At 65.5% G+C, this 18,874-nt stretch carries 10 protein-coding genes; 4 read left to right on the top strand and 6 right to left on the bottom strand.

Features of this window, described 5'->3' with window-relative positions; all coding sequences use genetic code 11:
* Positions 1-101: 101 nt before the first annotated feature.
* Positions 102-755, top strand: a complete 654-nt coding sequence (locus OKW40_RS31490) for a glutathione S-transferase family protein (protein ID WP_429493232.1) — start codon at positions 102-104, stop codon at positions 753-755.
* 34 nt (positions 756-789) lie between these two features.
* Here OKW40_RS31490 and OKW40_RS31495 read toward each other — a convergent pair whose 3' ends face one another.
* The 3 genes from OKW40_RS31495 to OKW40_RS31505 form a co-directional block, all read right to left on the bottom strand.
* Positions 790-2,763 (bottom strand): methyl-accepting chemotaxis protein, encoded by a 1,974-nt coding sequence (locus OKW40_RS31495; protein ID WP_429493233.1) that lies wholly within the window; start codon positions 2,761-2,763, stop codon positions 790-792.
* A 192-nt stretch (positions 2,764-2,955) separates the two neighbouring features.
* Positions 2,956-5,592 carry a heavy metal translocating P-type ATPase gene (locus OKW40_RS31500; RefSeq protein WP_429493234.1) on the bottom strand — a complete coding sequence of 879 codons (2,637 nt, stop codon included), beginning with the start codon at positions 5,590-5,592 and terminating at the stop codon, positions 2,956-2,958.
* A 95-nt stretch (positions 5,593-5,687) separates the two neighbouring features.
* Positions 5,688-6,335, bottom strand: coding sequence for an FMN-binding negative transcriptional regulator (locus OKW40_RS31505; RefSeq protein WP_090808258.1), 648 nt, complete (start codon positions 6,333-6,335; stop codon positions 5,688-5,690).
* Between the two features lie 323 nt (positions 6,336-6,658).
* Between OKW40_RS31505 and OKW40_RS31510 the strand changes: the two genes are divergently transcribed.
* The 3 genes from OKW40_RS31510 (at position 6,659) to OKW40_RS31520 (ending at position 13,923) form a co-directional block, all read left to right on the top strand.
* Positions 6,659-8,077, top strand: coding sequence for a DUF1254 domain-containing protein (locus tag OKW40_RS31510; RefSeq protein WP_429493235.1), 1,419 nt, complete (start codon positions 6,659-6,661; stop codon positions 8,075-8,077).
* A gap of 440 nt (positions 8,078-8,517) precedes the next feature.
* Positions 8,518-9,888 (top strand): group II intron reverse transcriptase/maturase, encoded by a 1,371-nt coding sequence (gene ltrA / locus OKW40_RS31515; protein WP_429490198.1) that lies wholly within the window; start codon positions 8,518-8,520, stop codon positions 9,886-9,888.
* A gap of 264 nt (positions 9,889-10,152) precedes the next feature.
* A complete protein-coding gene (locus tag OKW40_RS31520; protein WP_429493236.1) occupies positions 10,153-13,923 on the top strand; it encodes a DUF748 domain-containing protein in 3,771 nt (1,256 codons plus the stop codon).
* Between the two features lie 163 nt (positions 13,924-14,086).
* Here OKW40_RS31520 and acnA read toward each other — a convergent pair whose 3' ends face one another.
* Genes acnA through OKW40_RS31535 form a run of 3 tightly spaced genes read right to left on the bottom strand, consistent with a single transcriptional unit; the run spans position 14,087 to position 18,832 of the window.
* Entirely contained in the window at positions 14,087-16,801 is a 2,715-nt protein-coding gene (gene acnA, locus OKW40_RS31525) for an aconitate hydratase AcnA (RefSeq protein WP_429493237.1), read from the bottom strand.
* A 42-nt stretch (positions 16,802-16,843) separates the two neighbouring features.
* Complete coding sequence (locus OKW40_RS31530; protein ID WP_184057571.1) at positions 16,844-18,295, bottom strand: bifunctional 2-methylcitrate dehydratase/aconitate hydratase; 1,452 nt, start codon at positions 18,293-18,295, stop codon at positions 16,844-16,846.
* 24 nt (positions 18,296-18,319) lie between these two features.
* Positions 18,320-18,832, bottom strand: a complete 513-nt coding sequence (locus OKW40_RS31535; RefSeq protein ID WP_184057569.1) for a hypothetical protein — start codon at positions 18,830-18,832, stop codon at positions 18,320-18,322.
* Positions 18,833-18,874 lie beyond the last annotated feature (42 nt).

The raw sequence follows: 18,874 nt of genomic DNA on the forward strand, positions 1-18,874 counted from the left end.
GCGAAATGGGCCGGCCTTGCCGCGCTTTGGTGCGCGCGCGCACCGCGGCGTGCATGGGTGCAGGCACGCGCGGCGCGATGCCCGATCTGGAGGACACACGTATGGGAAATACTACGCTCACGATCAGCAGCAGGAATTATTCGTCGTGGTCGCTGCGCGGCTGGCTGCTGACGAAGTTCAGCGGCTTGCCGTTCGAAGAAATCGTGGTGCCGATCGACGACCCCGCGGCGCGCGCCGAACTACTGCTGCTGTCGCCGTCGATTCTGGTGCCATGCCTCGTGCACGACGGCGTCAAGGTCTGGGACACGCTGGCGATCGCCGAATACCTGCACGAGCTGAAGCCGCAAGCCGCGCTGTTGCCGCACGAGATCCGCGCCCGCGCGCATTGCCGCGCTATCTGCGGCGAGATGCATTCGGGGTTTGCGTCGTTGCGCTCGGCGCTGCCGATGAACCTGAAGGCGCATTTCCCGGGCTTCAAGGTATGGGCGCGCGCGCAATCGGATATCGAGCGGATCGTGACGATCTGGCGTGAATGTCTGAAGGAGTACGGCGGCCCGTTCCTGTTCGGCGAGCGGACCGCCGCGGACGCGATGTACGCACCGGTGGTTACGCGTTTCGTGACCTATGACGTGCAACTCGATCCGGATATGGTCGAATACGGGCAGCGCATCATGGCGCTGCCCGAAATGAGCGAGTGGATCGCGCTCGCGCGTCAGGAGGTCGAGGAGATCGATGAACTGGACGTCGAGTTCTGAGCGCGGTGGCCGCCGTCCACATTAAGCAGATCCGTCAGCCGCGCTCGCCTTCGAGCTTGAACACGCTGACCAGCTGCGCGAGCCGCGCAGCCTGCTCGCGCAACTCGGCCGCCGCGGCTTCCGCATCGACGACGATCGTCGCATTCTGCTGCGTCGCCTCGCCGATCTGCGTGACCGCCAGGTTGACCTGCTCGATGCCGCCCGACTGCTCGCGCGACGCGACATTGATCTCGCTCATGATCGCGCGGACCTGACCGACCTGAGTGACGATTCCCTGCATCGTCGCGCTCGCTTCTTCGGCAATGCGAAAACCGCTGTCGACGTTCGCGCTCGACGCCGCGATCACGCCCTCGATCTCCTTCACCGCCGCCGCGCTGCGCTGCGCGAGCGCGCGCACTTCCGACGCCACGACCGCGAAGCCCTTGCCGTGCTCGCCCGCGCGCGCCGCTTCGACGGCCGCGTTCAACGCGAGGATGTTGGTCTGGAAGGCGATGCCCTCGATCACCGTCGTGATCTCGGCGATCTTCTGCGACGAGCGGCCGATCTCGCCCATCGTCGACACCACGCGCTCGACCGCGCGGCCGCCTTCGAGCGCGGCGTCGGCGGCGTGGGTGACGAGGGTGTTCGCTTCGGTCGCGTGATCGGCATTCTGCTGCGCGGTCGACGTGATCTGCTCCATGCTCGCCGCGGTCTCTTCGAGGCTGCTCGCCTGGGTCGCGATGCGCATCGCGATGTTGCCGCTACCGGTGGCGATTTTCTCGGTGCCCGCCGACATGTCGGCCGACGCGTTGCGCACCTGCGCGACGATGCGCGCGAGGCCTTCGCCGATGCCGTCGATCGCCAGCATCAGGCGGCCGATCTCGTCGGCGCGCGCGCGGCCGTGCTGCGCGACGCGCACGCTCAGATCGCCCGCGGCGAGACGCTCCGACGCACGCGCGGCTTCGTCGAGCGGACGGCTGACGAGCCGCCGCACCGCGACAAGGAACACGATCGCGAACAGGCCGACCAGCGCGAGGCCGAGCAGCAGGAAGGCGTTGCGGGTGCGCACGACCTCGGCCATCACTTCGTCGCGCGGCGCGACGCCGCCCACGAGCCACTGCCACTCCGGCACCGTGACGAACGACACGAACTTGTCGCGCGCGTCGCTCTCGCCGAGCGTCGCGTCGGCCGAGCGGTAGTCGAGCTCGCCCTGCTTCATGTCGAGCATGCGCTGATACGGCGCGTTGGCGTCGTCGGCTTTCTGGCCCGCGGCGGACGGATGCACGAGCAGCTTGTCGCGCTCCGCGCCGCTCGACGCGTCGAGCACGAAGTAATAGCCGCTCGCGCCGATCTTCAGCGCGTGGATGCCGTCCTGGACCGACTGGATCTCCTTGTCCACGTCGACGCCGACGAACAGCGCGCCGATCACGCGGCCGCTCGCGTCGGCGATCGGCCGGTACTGCGTGATCATGCGCTTGCCGAACAGCATGGCGAGGCCGGTGTACGAGCGGTTCGCGAGCAGCGGCGCATACGCTGGCCCCTTGCGGTCGAGCAGCGTGCCGACCGCTCGGGTGCCGTCCTGCTTCTTCAGCGAGGTGGTCACGCGCACGAAGTCGTCGCCGCTGCGCGCAAACACGGTCGCGACCGCGCCGCTGCGTTCGAGGAACTGGTCGGGAATCGTGAAGTCGAGATTCAGCACCTTGCCGCCGGCCTTGAAAGTCGGCGTCGCGGTGCTCCCGATGTCGACTTTCTGCGTGTCGTCGAGCGAGAAGTCGGTGGGCAGGAAGCTCGCGAACAGCGCCATCGACCGATCGACTTCGGCCGACAGCGCCTTGTCGAACAGCTCGATCATCGCGGCGATCGAGCGGTCTTTTTCGGCGATGCGGGCGAGCACCTGGTCGCGCACCTGGTCGCCGGCGGCGCGTGCGAGCGCCCACGCGAACGTGCTGAGAATCAACGCGACCAGCACGCACGAGAGCACGGCAAGCCGCGCGCCGACGCTGGCGCGGCGCAAGAAGAGAGAGTTCATGGGCAGGCGCGAAAAGGGGGACGGGCGACGCGCGCGTCGGGCATGGCCGCGAACGGCATCGATTTACTGGTTTACGGCTCGGGAGACGGCGGCTTTAGGGCGACTGAAAGCCGCCCGTAATAGGCTGAAAGGGGCCACAACGGGCCCCCGAAAGAAGGACGAGGCGGAATGCGAAAGGTGTTGCTGCGTTGCTCAGCGCACCGGATCGACGGTTCGGCCGGGCGCGCTTCGCCACGTCCGCAACAACAACGCATTGGTGACGACGCTGACGCTCGAAAACGCCATCGCCGCGCCCGCGAGCATCGGATTCAGCAAGCCGAACGCGGCCAGCGGAATGCCGATCAGGTTGTAGACGAATGCCCAGAACAGGTTCTGCTGGATCTTGCGCCAGGTTCTGCGGGAGATGTCGATCGCGTCGGCGACGAGCGCCGGGTCGCCGCGCATCAGCGTGATGCCGGCGGCGTGCATGGCGACGTCGGTGCCGCTCGCCATCGCGATGCCGATGTCGGCGGCGGCGAGCGCGGGCGCGTCGTTGATGCCGTCGCCCGCCATCGCGACGATGCCGGCGTGGCGCATCTTCAGGTCGCGGATCACGCGGGCCTTGTCGTCGGGCAGCACCTCGGCGTGGAATTCGTCGATGCCGAGCGCCCGCGCGACGCTCGCCGCACTGCCGCGGTTGTCGCCAGTCACGAGCACGCTGCGGATGCCCATCTGCGCGAGCCGCGCGACGGCCGCGCGCGCGGTCGGCTTCACCGTGTCGCCGAACGCGATCAGTGCGAGCGCTTCGGGGGCGTGAGGCGCGCGCGTCATCAGCCACGACACCGTGTTGCCCGCCGCTTCGAGTTCCTGCGCGCGCGCGGCAAGCGCGCTCGGCAGCGCGATGTCGAGCTCGCGCAGCCAGCGCGTGCTGCCGAGAGCGAGCGTGCGGCCGTCGACGTCGGCTTCGACGCCCCGGCCGGCGACGGCGCGAGCGGCGGTGGCGCTTGGCCCGCCCTCGTGTTCGCCGGCCATTTGCCCGAGTTGAGCCTCGTGCGCGCGCATCACCGCCCGCGCGAGCGGATGATCGCTATGCCGCTGCACCGCCGCCGCGAGCGCGAGCGCTTGGTCGCGGCTCAAGCCGCCGATCGGCTCGAACGCCGTTACCGATGGTTGGCCGAGCGTCAGCGTGCCGGTTTTGTCGAACGCGACAATCGACACGCGATGCGCGATTTCCAGCGCTTGCGCGTCCTTGATCAGCACGCCGTGGCGCGCGGCGACGCCGGTGCCGGCCATGATCGCGGCGGGCGTCGCGAGGCCGAGCGCGCACGGGCAGGCGATCACCAACACCGCGACCGCGTTCAGGATCGCGGTTTCCGCGCCCGCGCCGGCGAGCAGCCAGCCGATCAGCGTCAGCGCGGCGAGCGCGAGAATCGTCGGCACGAAGACTTCGCTGACGCGGTCGACGAGCCGCTGGATCGGCGCCTTCTCGGCCTGCGCGCTTTCGACGAGCCGGATGATGCGCGCCAGTGTCGTCTCCGTGCCGATCGCGGTGGTCGTCACCACGAGCGCGCCTTCGCCGTTGATCGAGCCGGCCGTGACGGCGTCGCCGGTCTGCTTCGGCACCGGCAGGCTTTCGCCGGTGATCAGCGCTTCGTCGATATGCGTGCGGCCTTCGAGCACCGCGCCGTCGACCGGTACGCGCTCGCCCGGCCGCACGATCACGACGGTGCCGACCCGCACCTGCGCGAGCGGCACCTCGCGTTCGCCGGCGCCGTCGCGGAGGCGCGCGCGCTCGGGGCGCAGCGCGTTGAGCGCGCGGATCGCGTCGGTGGTCTGGCGCTTGGCGCGCGCCTCGAGCCACTTGCCGAAGCGCACCAGCGTGATCACGACCGCCGATGCCTCGAAGTACAGATGCATCGTGTCGGCCGGATGCATCGCGAGTTCGTAGACGCTGATTCCGTACGCCGCCGATGTGCCGAGCGCGACCAGCAGGTCCATGTTGCCCGCGCCGGCGCGCACCGCGCGCCAGGCTGCGCGATAGAAGCGCGCGCCGAAGACGAACTGCACGATCGACGCGAGCACGAATTGCAGCCAGGCTGGCAGCATCGCGTGGAGGCCGAACCATTCGCCGAACATCGGTGCGACGAGCGGCAGCGTCAGCAGCGCGGACGCAACGACGCTCGCGAGGTCGCGGCGGGTTTGAATCCGCTTGCGGTCGACGCCGGGGGCGTGGGTCGTGTCGAGGATGTCGCTTTCGTTGCCGGACGCGGCGATAGTGGCCGTTGTCTCGGCTGGAGCGGCAGCAGCGGGCAGCGCGCTCAACGTCGCTTCGTAGCCAGCTTTCCTGACGGCGGCGATCAGCGCGCCGGTATCGGCGGATGCGGTGCCTTGCGGATGAGCGGTGGCGGTTTCGGTCGCCAGATTGACCGACGCGCGCGCGACCCCAGGCACCTTCGCGAGCGCTTTTTCGACGCGCAACGCGCAGGCTGCGCAGGTCATGCCGCCAATCTCCAGTTCAATGGTTCCCGGCGTCGCGGCGGCTGTCGCGGTTTGCGTCGCGCTTGGCGCGGCAAGCTCGGCGTTCGCGACCGGCGTCGCTTCGTATCCGGCCTTGCGCACGGCATCGGCCAGTTGCTGAGGCCCGAGCGTCGCGTCGCTCTCCACGCGGGCGCGCTCGGTCGCGAGATTCACCGACGCGCGCGCCACTCCCGGCAGCCTGGTCAGTGCTTTCTCGACGCGGCTCGCGCACGACGCGCAAGTCATCCCGCCGATATCGAGTTCGACGACGCGCGTGGGCGAAGAAGAAGCGGCAGCGTCGGCGGGGCGCTGCGGGTTGGCAAGTGCGGTCATGGCAGGCGAGGCTCGTGGCGGCATTGGGCCGCATCGTGAATCCAGTATCGACCTTCCCATGACGGGAAGGTCAAGGCCGGATTATGCGGCCGCCGTCAGAACGCCGGCGGCGCATCGAGCATCGCCTGTCCCACCGCCTTCTGTTGATCGCCGTCGCGCGCGAGCAGCGTTTGCGCGGCGCCGCGCCGGTCTTCGGCCGCCTTGTTCTGCCCGAGCTTCCATTTGCCGACGAGCCGCGTTACCTCGATCTCCATACCGACGATCGCGCCGAGCATCTGCGCGATGTAGTCGGCGGGCGCGTCGCCCATCTTCCATGGCACCGGCTCGCCGGCTTCCATCTCGCGCGTGAGTCGCGCGACGAGACCGCGCACGAACGATTCATCGTCATGCACCACGATCCTGCCATGTGCATGCACGACCATATAGTTGTAGGTCGGCACCTGCTTGTGCGTTTCGTGTTTGCTCGGATACCAGCTCGGGGAAATATAGGCGGTCGGCCCCTGGAAGATCACGAGCGCTTCGGGATGGGTCGCGGCTTCCTGCCAGACGGGGTTCGCCCGCGCGACGTGCGCGCGCAGCACCAGACGTGACGAATCCGCCGCATCCGCCTGCGCCTCGAACGGCAGATGATTCGCATCGAGCCCGTTGGGGCCGTGCGTAATCAGCGCGCCGAACGGGTGCTCGGCGATCAGGCGATGAAGAACCCCTGGACGGTTCTCTTCGAAATGGGCGGGCATGTACATTGAAGTATTCCGAATGCAGGACGACGAAAGAGTGGAGGCGAACGGCCAAGCTGTCGGATCGACGAATGCGCGAATCCAAAAAGCATGGCGCGGGAACATAATGTGACAGCGACGCCGATTGTCACATCGGTGACGCGCCTGCGCGCTGTCAGCCAAAATTCCCTGCTTTGTGCTTGCCTGGCTAGCAAGGATACGATACAACGCGATGTTGTCGGAATCGCAATCCGCGGACTCGCTGCGCAGTGTTTCGGGAGAACCGCGCATGCACCAGGCGCTGCACACCGGCATCCCCCATAGGACTGCACGTTCCGCACTCTGAACGAATGATAAAAAATCTCCGAGAACTGTTTTTGCTTCAACGAACCTGCGCGTCGCTCGCGGGTCTGGCACTGCTGGCCAGCTGTGCGTCGACCCCCACCGCGACGCAACAACCCACCGGCTGGATCAAGGACGAAGTCGCCGACTCCTACGTATTCGGCTATCCGCTCGTGCTGATGAGCGCCGCGCGCGATGCGGCGGTCGGCACCGAGCCGGGTCAGGCGCCTTTCAACACGCTGCGTCACGCGCAGGCGCTGCCGCCGATCGGCGCGACCAATCCGCCGCAGCCGAGCCTCGACACGCTCGACTCGACCGGCTGGCTCGACCTTGCCGCCGAGCCGGTGATCCTGGCGCTACCTGATTCGCATGGCCGTTACGTCGATGCGCGCGTGCTCGACATGTGGACCAACGTCGCGTGGTCGACCGGGCCGCAGTTCGCCGCGGGCACGGGCACCGCGAAGGGCTTGCGCGCGCAGACGATCGCGTTCGTCGCACCGGGCTGGAAGGGCGAGCTGCCGAAGGGCGCAAAGCGCGTCGACGTGCCGACGCGCAACGCATGGATCAGCGTGCGCATCCAGTCGAACGGCGCGCGCGATCTGAACGCGGTGCGCAAGCTGCAGCACGCGATCCGTCTGGAGCCGCTGAGCGTGTTCGTCGGCGACGCGGAGCCGGCGGTGCCGCCGCGCGGTTACGCAAGCGGCGTCGCGGGCCCGAGCGGCACGCCGGCGCAGCAGGTCGCCGCGCTCGACGCGAGCGGCTTCTTCGGCCGTCTCGCCGACGCGTTGCCTGACAATCCGCCGACACCGGCCGATCCGCACGCGCTCAAATTTCTCGCCGATCTCGGCGTGACGCCGGGCGATCCTGTGAAGCTGCCGAAGTCATCCGATGCGCTCGCGGCCGGTCTCGCCGACGGTCGCGATCGCCTCGCGACGCCGCCGTCGAATCTGCTGAGCGCGAACGGCTGGAGCTGGTTCGGCGATGCCGTCGGCAACTACGGTCCCGACTATGGGTTGCGCGCGTATGCGGCGAGCACACAGTTGGGCCTCGGTACGAAGGACGACGAAGTACGCGCGTTCGTCACGCAGGACAGCGACGGCAACACGCTGAACGGCGCGAATCGCTATGTGATCCACTTCGCGGCGAACCAGCTGCCGCCGGTGCGCGGTTTCTGGACGATCACCGCGTATACGAAGGATGGCGCGCTGAGCGAGAACGCGCCGGCGCGGCTCGCGGTTGGCGATCGCAATGGCGCGCGCCGCAATCGCGATGGTTCGCTCGACGTGGTCGTGTCGTCGACGCGCAGCCGGACCGGTAACTGGCTGCCCGCACCGCGCGCGGACATGCAACTGGTGCTACGCCTGTATGCGCCGAAGCCGCAAGCCACCGACGGCAGCTGGCAGCCGCCGCCGGTCGTGCGGCAATGATGTGAACGGCGCGCGGGCAAACCGCGCGCCGTCCGGTTTGTGCGCCCAGCATGGGCGCACTCCTGCGGGTGCAAGTCCCGCCATAAGCTGGTCACAGCGAATGAAGTGAAGCGCAACTGCACGAGGGCGACCGGGTGTGGGGAGGAAGCGCGGAGCGTAAATCGTGAGCCGATGAACAAGAACTGCATAGAAGGCGCTGCTGAGCAGGGCGAGCGGGCAAACGGCCGCGAAGCTCTTGTGACCAAGGCGATGCGGCGTAGATGCGGCGGTTGTGCGATGAAGGAGTGCGTTCTTACCTGGGGAGATCTCGCCTCATGCCTGAAAGGGCGACGGTGCTGAACCGGAGCGAGAAGTCAGCAGAGGCCGTAATAGCTGGAAGGCGTGGCCGGGAAGGCTAAAGCCGCCAGCGAAGGGCCGAACGAGTAGGAGGGCCGAAGGCCGTGGTGCTCGGACGTGCAATGCATCCGAATTCCGCGAAGGCGGAGCGCGACGAAAGGAGGCGTGGTGAAGCCGCGCCGGAAGCGTCGCGTGATGAAGCACGGGCGGCGCACGATGAAGCCGGAAGCCTGGGGCGAGACGACCTGCTTGCGCAGGCGTTCGCGAGAGCGAATCTGGTGATGGCGTGGAAACGCGTCAAAGCCAATCGCGGCAGTGCAGGGGTGGATGGGAGGTCGATCGCTGAGACGGCGGCATATCTCAAGACGCACTGGCCCTGGATACGGGAAGCGTTACTGGATGGCAGCTACCGGCCCGAGCCGGTGAGGCGCGTGCAGATACCGAAGCCCGGGGGCGGGATGCGAGAACTGGGGATACCGACGGTGACGGACCGGCTGATCCAGCAAGCCCTGCTGCAAGTCCTGCAACCCATCATTGACCCTACGTTCTCCGAACACAGTTATGGCTTCCGGCCGGGGCGTCGGGCGCGTGACGCGGTGCTGATGGCACAGCGGCATGTGCAGGACGGCTATCGGGTGGTGGTCGATGTGGATCTGGAGAAGTTCTTCGACCGGGTCAATCACGACATCCTGATGGAACGCCTATCGAGGCGGATCGGCGACAAGGCGGTATTGCGTCTGATCCGGCATTACCTTGCGGCCGGAATCATGGATGGCGGCGTGCTCCGCGAGCGATACGAGGGTACGCCGCAAGGCGGGCCACTCTCGCCGCTGCTGGCCAATGTGTTGCTGGACGAGGTGGATCGGGCGTTAGAGAAGCGTGGCCACCGCTTCGTGCGCTACGCCGACGACTGCAACGTGTACGTGCGCAGCCGGAGGTCGGGCGAACGGGTGCTGGAGGGCCTGTGCAGGCTCTATGCACGACTCCATCTGAAGGTCAACGAGGCCAAGACAGCGGTCGCGCCAGCATCCCGGCGCAAGTTCCTGGGCTACACGCTGTGGCACGGGAAAGGCCGGCAGGTGAAATGCGCGGTAGCTGGCAAGGCCTTGGCGAACTTCAAACAACGCATCCGGGAACTGACACGCCGTTCGTGCGGGCGCAGCCTGCCGGAGGTGGCGGAGCGAATGCGGGCGTATATGCTGGGCTGGAAGGCGTACTTTAATCTGGCCCAGACGCCGCGGGTGTTCCGTGAACTCGACGAATGGATCAGGCACCGTCTGCGTGCGCTGCAGCTCAAGCACTGGCGCCGGGGCAAGACAATGTATCGGGAGTTGCGAGCGCTGGGTGCTTCGGAATCAGAGGCCAGGCTGGTGGCGGCGAACAGCCGTCGCTGGTGGCACAACAGCTACCTGTTGCTGAACCGGGCCATGCCAGTTGCTTACTTCGACCGTCTTGGCGTACCCCGCCTCTCATGACCTCAACTGCTCGAACCGCCCGGTGCGGACCCGCATGCCGGGTGGTGTGGGAGGGGATCGGTCAGGCTAACTGACCGCCCCTATCCCGATCGTTATCTGACGCTCGCGAAAATCTCGTTCGCGGGAAAGCCACTCAGTCAGCAGCACGAATCGTCAAGGCGGGCCTGACATTCCTGTCTAACCATTGATTCACGCCTTATACTGCCGCTTGCGGGATCTCTGTTTTTCGCGGCGGGCTTGCCGCCGCATTCCTCCACATCGAGCATGGCAAGCCTCAATAAAGCATCGTTAGCCTCCTCCATACAGACCGTGCGCGCAGTCGCGCAGTCGCGCCGTACGCGACGGATTCTCGTCGGTCTGCTGATCTTCGTCGTCCTGTTCGGCCTGCTCGGTTTTTTCGCGGCGCCGCCGCTGATTCGCCACATCGCCAGCCAGCAACTGAGCAAGCAGCTCGACCGGCCGGCGTCGATCGGCCGCATCGCGCTCAATCCGTACACACTGCGTTTCGAGGCCGACAACGTGCATATCGGCGAGCGCGGCGGCGCGGGCGACTTCGTCGATATTTCGCGGCTCATCGTGAAGCCGTCGTGGAGTTCGCTGTTTCGCGGCGCGCCCATCGTCGACGAAGTGCAGGTCGATTCGCCGCGCTTTCATATCGTTCGCCTCGATGCGCAGCACTTCAATTTCAGCGACCTGATCGAGAAATTCGCGAATCAGCCGGCAAAACCGAATAGCAAGCCGACGCAGTTCTCCGTTTCCAACATTCGTGTCGAAAACGGCCAGATCAGGTTCGACGACCGGCTGCTCGGCACGAGCCACGTGATCGATCAATGGAAGCTCGGCATTCCGTTCATCGCGACGCTGCCGTCGAAGACCGATATCTTCGTCGAGCCGCTGCTGCGCGCGCGCATCGACGGCGACAGTCAGCTCGCAATCGACGGCAGGACCAAGCCGTTCGCGGCGTCGCGCGAGTCGGAAGTGTCGCTGCGCTTCGACGAGCTCGACGTGCCGAAGCTGGTGTCTTACGCGCCGTCGAAGCTGCCGGTGATCGTGCAGTCGGGCAAGCTGTCCGCCGACCTGAAGCTGAACTTCGAGATGTCGAACGACACGCCGTCGCTGCGCGTCGCCGGCACCGTCGATCTGAACGACGTCAACGTGCAGGATCAGGGCAAGGCGCCGTTTTTCGCGGCGCGCGCCGTGCATGTGGCGGCGGCATCGCTCGAACCGTTGAAGAGCATCTATCACTTCGACGATATCCGCATCGACGCGCCGAGCGCGAGCCTCGCGCGCGACAAGGACGGCGTATTGAGCGTCGAACATATGTTCGCGCCCGCGCCGGAAAAAACCACGGCAAAGGAAACCGCGGACGCGAATGCCAACGCCAAAACCGCCGCCGCCGAAAAGGCGGCCCCGCCGTTCGACGTCGCGATCAAACGTTTCACACTCAACGACGGCACTGTGAACGTACACGACGAAGCCGTGTCGCATCCGGTAGAAACCGGGCTGCAAAACCTCGCGGTTACGCTGACCGATTTCTCGACGCTCGCGTCGGCGCCAGCGCACTACACGCTGAACACGAACCTGAAGAACAGCGGCGGTTCGCTCGCCGCCGACGGCACGGTCGGCCTCGCGGCGAAGACGGCGAGCGCGAAGCTCGTTCTGAAGTCGCTGAAGCTGCCGCCGTTGCAGCCGTATCTGGATACCGCGACGTCCGCGCAGGTGCTCGACGGCGCGTTGTCCGCGACGACGAATATCGACGCGAACTGGTCGAAGTCGCCGATGGCGCTGACGGTCGCGGACACGCAGCTGGACATGCAGGCGGTGAAGCTCGCGGCGCGCGGCGGCAAGACGCCGGTGATCTCGCTCGCGCAGGGCAACGTGGTAGTCAAACAGGTCGACGTCGCGGCGCGCACGGCCGACGTGACGAGCGTAGACGTAACCGGTCTCGCGGTCGACGCGCAGCGCCTGAAGGACGGCACCATCAATCTGGACGCGCTCGCGAGGGCGCATCAACAGGCGACGGAGCGCACGGCGATCCACGCGGCGAAACAAGCGCAGGCCGAAGGCCCCGCATGGCGCTACAAGATCGCCGAATTGACGCTCAAAGACGCGACCGCCGATTTCACCGACAACACGACGCCGCAGCCGGTGAAGCTGAGCTTTACGCCGGTGCAGCTGAAGGTGCGGCAGATCAGCGACGACTTGGGCCGTCCGCTGCCGGTCGACCTGCAGGCGACGTTGAACAAGAAGGGCACGCTCGCGGTGAAGGGCGACGTGACCGCGACGCCGCTAAAGCTGGCCGTCAAGATCAACGCGAACCAGCTCGACGCGGCCGCGTTCGAGCCGTACTTCGGCAGCAGCCTGAACGCGACGCTCGCAAGCGCGCTGCTGAACGCGAACGGCGATCTCGCGGTCACCCAGACTAAGTCGCTGAAAGCGAACTTTCGCGGCGACATGGCGCTCGTCGCCGTGCGCATGCTCGACAAGGTGACGTCGGACCCGTTCGCGGGCTGGGGCTCGCTCGCGCTGTCGAACCTGAAGGCCGATTACGACGAGCACGGCACCGTCGTCGACGCGGGCCGCGTGACGTTCTCGAAGTTCTATGGGCGTGTGCTGCTCGACGCGCAAGGCAAGCTGAATCTGAAGGATGTGGTCGCGCACGAGGGCGGTACGACGCAGTCGCTGACGCGCGACAAGAGCGGCTCGCACCCGATTCCGCTGACGCCCGAGGCGGTGTCTGAGGCAGTCGCGGCGTCGGCGCCGGTCGCGGCATCTGCTGCAACGCCCGGCAAGCCTGCCGCCACGGCCGTCGCCAGCGCCACGGCCGCGACGCCGCCAGCAAACCCGGTCAAGATGCACGTCGGGCAACTGGTGTTGCAGCAGGGCCGCGTGACCTATACCGACAACTTCGTCAAGCCGAACTACACGGCGAACCTTGTCGCCATTCAGGGCACGATCGGCGCGTTCGGTACGGAATCGACGACGCCCGCGCCGGTCGACGTGGCAGCGAAGCTCGCGGCCAACGGTCCGCTGACGATCCGCGGCACCATCAATCCGCTGATCGCGAAACCGGCGCTCGATCTGACCGCGAGCGCGCACGACATCGAGCTGACCAACCTGACGCCGTATTCGGCGAAATACGCGGGCTATCCGATCACGAAGGGCAAGCTCAACGTCGATTTGCATTACAAGCTCGAGAACGACCAGCTGAACGCGAACAACCACCTGTTCATCGATCAACTGACGTTCGGCGATCACATCGACAACGACACCGCGACCAAACTGCCGGTGCGTTTCGCGATCTCGCTGCTGAAGAACTCGCGCGGCGAGATCGACGTGAACCTGCCAGTGTCGGGCTCGTTGTCGAACCCCGAGTTCAGCATCGGCGGGCTGATCTGGCATGCGGTGCTCAATCTGCTCGAAAAGGCGGTGACCGCGCCGTTCTCGCTGATCGCGCACGCGTTCGGCGGCAATGGTGAGGACCTCGGTTACGTCGAATTCGAGGCCGGCTCGGCGACGCTCACCGATGCCGACAAGCAGAAACTCGACACGATCGTGAAGGCACTCACCGACAAACCGTCGATCCGCATGGACCTGATCGGACGCGTCGATCCGAAGGTCGACGAGCCGGCGCTGCGCACGCAGTACGTCGATCAGATGGTCAAGCGGCAGAAGATCAAGGACACGGTGGGTAATGGTGAGAGCGTCGATCCGTCGACGGTCACGGTCGATCAGAAAGAGTACGACAAATATCTGACCAAGGCCTACAAGTCCTCCGACTTCAAGAAGCCGCACAACTTCATCGGCATGACGAAGACGCTGCCCGACGACGACATGAAGAGCGCGCTCGCGGCCAACGCGCCGATCGACGACGCGAGCTTGCGGCAACTCGCGCAGCGGCGCGCGCAGAGTGTGCAGCAGTACCTGCAAGGCAAGATCGACAGCAGCCGCGTGTTTATCGTCGCGCCGAAGATGAATGCCGACGACATCAAGGACAAGGGTGCGACGACGCGGGTCGATTTCGGCTTGAAGTGATGGAGGAGTCGCGGCGCGGCGCGGCGCGGCGCGGCGCGCGAGCCGTGGCGTTCGGCGAGCCGATAAAAAAAGCCCGACCTGAGGTCGGGCTTCAAAGTCGGCTGCGCCCTCCACAGGACGCAGCCCCTGCAAAACAGCGAGGCTGTATGCGTTGCCGCGCGGCTTAAGCAGCCAGCAGCGAGCGCAGCACGAACGGCAGAATCCCGCCGTGCTTGTAGTAGTCGACTTCGATCGGCGTGTCGATACGCAGCAGCACCGGAACGTGCTTGTCGCCGTCCTTGCCGTGGATCACGAGCGTGACTTCCTGTTGCGGCTTGAAGTCGTCGCCGAGGCCTTCGATGTCGTACGTTTCTTCGCCGGTGATGCCGAGCGACTGCACGCTATCCGAGCCCTTGAACTGCAGTGGCAGAACGCCCATGCCGACCAGGTTCGAACGATGGATCCGCTCGAAGCTGCGTGCGACCACAGCCTTCACGCCCAGCAGTTGCGTGCCCTTGGCCGCCCAGTCGCGCGACGAGCCCGTGCCGTACTCTTCGCCCGCGAACACGACGGTCGGCGTATCGGCGGCGATGTACTTCATCGCTGCGTCATAGATGGACAGCTGTTCGCCGCTCGGCTGGTGAATCGTCAGGCCGCCTTCGACGCGCGAGCCATCCGCCTTCGCCGGGATCATCAGGTTCTTGATACGGACGTTCGCGAACGTGCCGCGCATCATCACGTCGTGGTTACCGCGCCGCGAGCCGTAGCTGTTGAAGTCGGCCTTTTGCACGCCGTTTTCCTTCAACCAGCGGCCTGCCGGCGAGTCTTCCTTGATCGAGCCTGCCGGGCTGATGTGGTCGGTCGTGACCGAGTCACCGAAGATGCCCAACGCGCGTGCGCCCTTGACCGGCGCGATGCTGGAAGCCGGCGTCATCGAGAAGTCCTTGCCGAAGAACGGCGGCTCGGCGATGTAGGTCGACTTCGGCCAGTCGTAGACCTGACCTTCTTCGCCCTCGATCTTGCTCCACAGATCGCCCTTCTTCGTGAGCTGCGAGTAGTTCTTGCGGAACGCGTCGGCATCCATCGCGTACTTCAGCAGCGCGTTGACTTCTTCGCTGGTCGGCCAGATGTCGCCGAGGTAGACGTCCTTGCCGCCCTTGCCCTTGCCGACCGGCTCGGTCATCAGGTCGCGCGTGATGTTGCCGGCGATCGCGTATGCGACTACGAGCGGCGGCGACGCGAGGAAGTTCGCGCGGATGTTCGGGTGGATACGCGCTTCGAAGTTACGGTTGCCCGACAGCACTGCTGCCGCGACGATGTCGTGCTTCGTGATCGCGTCGTTCAGTTCCGGCGTCAGGTCGCCCGCGTTACCGATACAGGTCGTGCAGCCGTAAGCGGCCAGCGTGAAGCCGAGCTTGTCGAGGTACTTCAGCAGGTCGGTCTTCGTCAGGTACTCGGTGACGATACGCGATCCCGGAGCCAGCGACGTCTTGATGTGCGGCGCGACCGTCAGGCCAGCTTCGACAGCCTTCTTCGCAAGCAGACCGGCGGCCAGCAGCACGCTCGGGTTCGACGTGTTCGTGCACGACGTGATCGCGGCGATCAGCACGTCGCCGTTCTTGACGTCGACGCCGTTGCTCGTCGTGTATTGCGCGTCGAGATCGGCGGCCTTCTTCGCAAAGCCGTTTTCGGCGACCGGCTTCGAGAACAGGTCGGTGAAGGTCGACTTCACGTGGCCGATCTCGATGCGGTCCTGCGGACGCTTCGGGCCTGCCAGCGACGGCGCGACCGTCGCGAGATCCAGCGTGACGACCTTCGTGTAATCGATATCGCCTTCGCCCGGAATGCCGAACAGCTCCTGCGCCTTGAAGTAGTTTTCGAACGCGGAGATCTCCGCGTCCGTGCGGCCCGTGCCGTGGAAGAAGTCGATGGTCTTCTCGTCGACCGGGAAGAAGCCCATCGTTGCGCCGTATTCCGGCGCCATGTTGCCGATCGTCGCACGGTCCGGCACCGACAGCGAGCGCGTGCCTTCGCCGAAGAACTCGACGAACTTGCCGACGACCTTCTCCTTACGCAGCAGTTCGGTGATCGTCAGCACGAGGTCGGTCGCAGTCACGCCTTCGATCAGCTTGCCCTTCAGGTGCACACCGACGACGTCCGGCGTCAGGAAGTACACCGGCTGGCCGAGCATGCCTGCTTCGGCTTCGATACCGCCCACGCCCCAGCCGACCACGCCGATGCCGTTGATCATCGTCGTGTGGCTGTCCGTGCCGACCAGTGAATCCGGGTAGTACACGGTGTCCGCGCCGTCGGCCTTCTTGTGCACGCCCCGCGCGAGGTACTCGAGGTTCACCTGGTGAACGATGCCGACGCCCGGCGGCACGACCTTGAACGTGTCGAACGCCTGCATGCCCCACTTCATGAACTGATAGCGCTCGTTGTTGCGCTGGAATTCCAGCTTCATGTTCAGGTCGAGCGCGTTCTTCTCGCGGAAGTGGTCGATCTGCACCGAGTGGTCGACGACCAGATCGACCGGCACCAGCGGCTCGATCGACTTCGGGTTCTTGCCGATGGCCTTCGCGACGCCGCGCATCGCGGCGATGTCGGCGAGCAGCGGCACGCCGGTGAAGTCCTGCAGCACGACGCGCGACACGACGAACGGAATTTCGTCGACGCGCGCCGCGGTCGGCTTCCAGTTCGCGAGTTGCGTGACATGTTCTTCGGCGACTTTCTTGCCGTCGTAGTTGCGCAGCACCGATTCCAGCACGATACGGATCGAGACCGGCAGGCGGTCGATCTTGAGGTTCAGAGCCTTGCCGAGTTGCGGCAGGGAGTAGAACTTGCCTTTGCCGGAACCGCTGTCGAATTCCTTGAGCGTTTTGTGGAGGTTGTGGGCCATGGTGTTTTCCTTGGTTTGGATCGCGAAACTACAGTACTCAACCTAGATGACGTACAGATCGACGTATTCATTGACCGGCGTCGCTTCGAGCTTGGCCTGGTCGAGCGATACGTCGAGAATCGCCAGTTGTTGCTTGACCGGAAAGCGCCGCGCGAGGTTGGTCTTGAACTTCTCGACCAGCAACGGAATACCGTCTTCACGACGGCGCTGATGACCGATCGGGTATTCGACTACGACTTCACCGAACTTCGACCCGTCGTTGAATTCGATCGTCAGTGCGTTAGCGATCGACCGCTTCTCCGGGTCGTGATAGTCCTTCGTGAACTGTGGGTCTTCGACGCATTCCATCTTCGCGCGCAATGCATCGATACGCGAGTCCTGCGCGACTGAATCTTCGTAATCGGCAGCCGTCAGACGGCCGAAAATCAGCGGCACCGCGATCATGTACTGGATGCAATGATCACGGTCAGCCGGATTGTTCAACGGACCCTTTTTATCGATGATGCGAATCGCCGCTTCGTGGGTGCGGATCGTGATGCGGCGAATGTCTTCGACGCGCCGGCCCTGCGCGGCGAGCTGCACATGCAGCGCGAGCGCGGCTTCCACGGCGGTTTGCGCGTGGAACTCGGCCGGAAACGAGATTTTGAACAGCACGTTTTCCATCACGTACGAGCCGTACGGACGCTGGAACTGGAACGCGTTGCCGTTGAACAGCACGTCGTAGAAGCCCCAAGTTTTCGCGCTGAGCACCGACGGATAGCCCATCTCGCCGGTCTTCGAGATCAGCGCGAGGCGCACGGCGCGCGAGGTCGCGTCGCCGGCGGCCCACGATTTGCGCGAACCGGTGTTCGGCGCATGACGGTAGGTGCGCAGCGCCTGCCCATCGACGAGCGCCTGCGATACCGCGTTGATCAGCTCGTCGCGCGTAAGGCCGATCAGCTGGCCGACCACGGCGGTCGACGCGAGCTTGACGAGCAGCACATGATCGAGCCCGACCTTGTTGAACGAGTTCTCGAGCGCGATGCAGCCTTGAATTTCGTGCGCCTTGATCATGGCGATCAGGACGTCTTTCATCGTCAGCGGCGCTTTGCCGGCTGCGATGGCGGTGCGCGAGAGCCAGTCGGCCGTCGCGAGAATGCCACCGAGGTTATCGGACGGATGGCCCCATTCGGCGGCGAGCCAGGTGTCGTTGAAATCGAGCCAGCGGATCATCGCGCCGATGTTGAAGGCGGCCTGAACCGGGTCCAGCTGGAACGACGTGCCCGGCACCTTCGCGCCGTTGGGGACGATCGTGCCTGCCACGATCGGTCCCATCAGCTTGGTGCAGGCTGGGTAGGTAAGCGCCTCGAGTCCGCAACCGAGCGTGTCGATCAGGCAATGACGCGCGGTTTCCAGCGCGAGCGCGCTGTCGATCCGGTAATCCAGCACGTAGTCGACGATCTCGGCCAGGACGGCGTCCGGGGCGGGTCGTACGTTGGAGATCGGGGCGGACATCGGGGGCTTCCCTGGCGGCGAAAATCAGTTGCCGGTCTTGTTGATCGCGTTCGATTGCGTTGCAGCCGGCGCGCCCTGTTCCATGGCGACCGTCTTGCACTCGTCGGCGAGACGCGAGCTGTCCTTGTCCTGGAACAGCATGGCCTTCGTCGGGATCACGACGAGGTCCATACCGGATGCTGCATCGTGGAAGCGGTCGGCGCCCGTCGTGGTCGCTTCGCGCGGCAGGTTGTAGTTCTTGTTCGCCCAGTGAACCGTGACAATCTGGTCACGCTTCATGTCGCCTTTCATTTCGAAAGCAAGGCCGTCCTTGCACGCCCACTTTTCAGCGCCTTCCGGGATCGGATCGACCTTCGCTTCCTTCGCCGGACTCGGCTTGCGCTTGATCAGGCGGCGCGGCTCCGGGCGCTTCGCGACGGCCTTGGTGGCCGGCTTCTTCGTGGTGGTGGCCGTGTCCGCAGCGGTGGCGTCAGTCGCGACGGTCAGCATCGTCGTGGACAGGGCGCCAATCATGGCGGCGATCATCAGCTTTTTCATGGAGAAAACCTTTCTATCAAAATCAGTTAAACAGTGCGCGGA

Origin of the sequence: Paraburkholderia sp. RAU6.4a (genome assembly GCF_050435625.1) — a bacterium.
In the GTDB taxonomy this organism is placed as follows: domain Bacteria; phylum Pseudomonadota; class Gammaproteobacteria; order Burkholderiales; family Burkholderiaceae; genus Paraburkholderia; species Paraburkholderia tuberum.

Excerpts from the sequence above, each read along its gene's own strand:
- OKW40_RS31510 (WP_429493235.1), top strand. The coding sequence starts at position 6,659 with ATGATAAAAAATCTCCGAGAACTGTTTTTGCTTCAACGAACCTGCGCG.
- acnA (WP_429493237.1), bottom strand. The coding sequence starts at position 16,801 with ATGGCCCACAACCTCCACAAAACGCTCAAGGAATTCGACAGCGGTTCC.
- OKW40_RS31535 (WP_184057569.1), bottom strand. The coding sequence starts at position 18,832 with ATGAAAAAGCTGATGATCGCCGCCATGATTGGCGCCCTGTCCACGACG.
- OKW40_RS31490 (WP_429493232.1), top strand. The coding sequence starts at position 102 with ATGGGAAATACTACGCTCACGATCAGCAGCAGGAATTATTCGTCGTGG.
- OKW40_RS31530 (WP_184057571.1), bottom strand. The coding sequence starts at position 18,295 with ATGTCCGCCCCGATCTCCAACGTACGACCCGCCCCGGACGCCGTCCTG.
- OKW40_RS31505 (WP_090808258.1), bottom strand. The coding sequence starts at position 6,335 with ATGTACATGCCCGCCCATTTCGAAGAGAACCGTCCAGGGGTTCTTCAT.
- OKW40_RS31500 (WP_429493234.1), bottom strand. The coding sequence starts at position 5,592 with ATGACCGCACTTGCCAACCCGCAGCGCCCCGCCGACGCTGCCGCTTCT.
- OKW40_RS31495 (WP_429493233.1), bottom strand. The coding sequence starts at position 2,763 with ATGAACTCTCTCTTCTTGCGCCGCGCCAGCGTCGGCGCGCGGCTTGCC.
- OKW40_RS31520 (WP_429493236.1), top strand. The coding sequence starts at position 10,153 with ATGGCAAGCCTCAATAAAGCATCGTTAGCCTCCTCCATACAGACCGTG.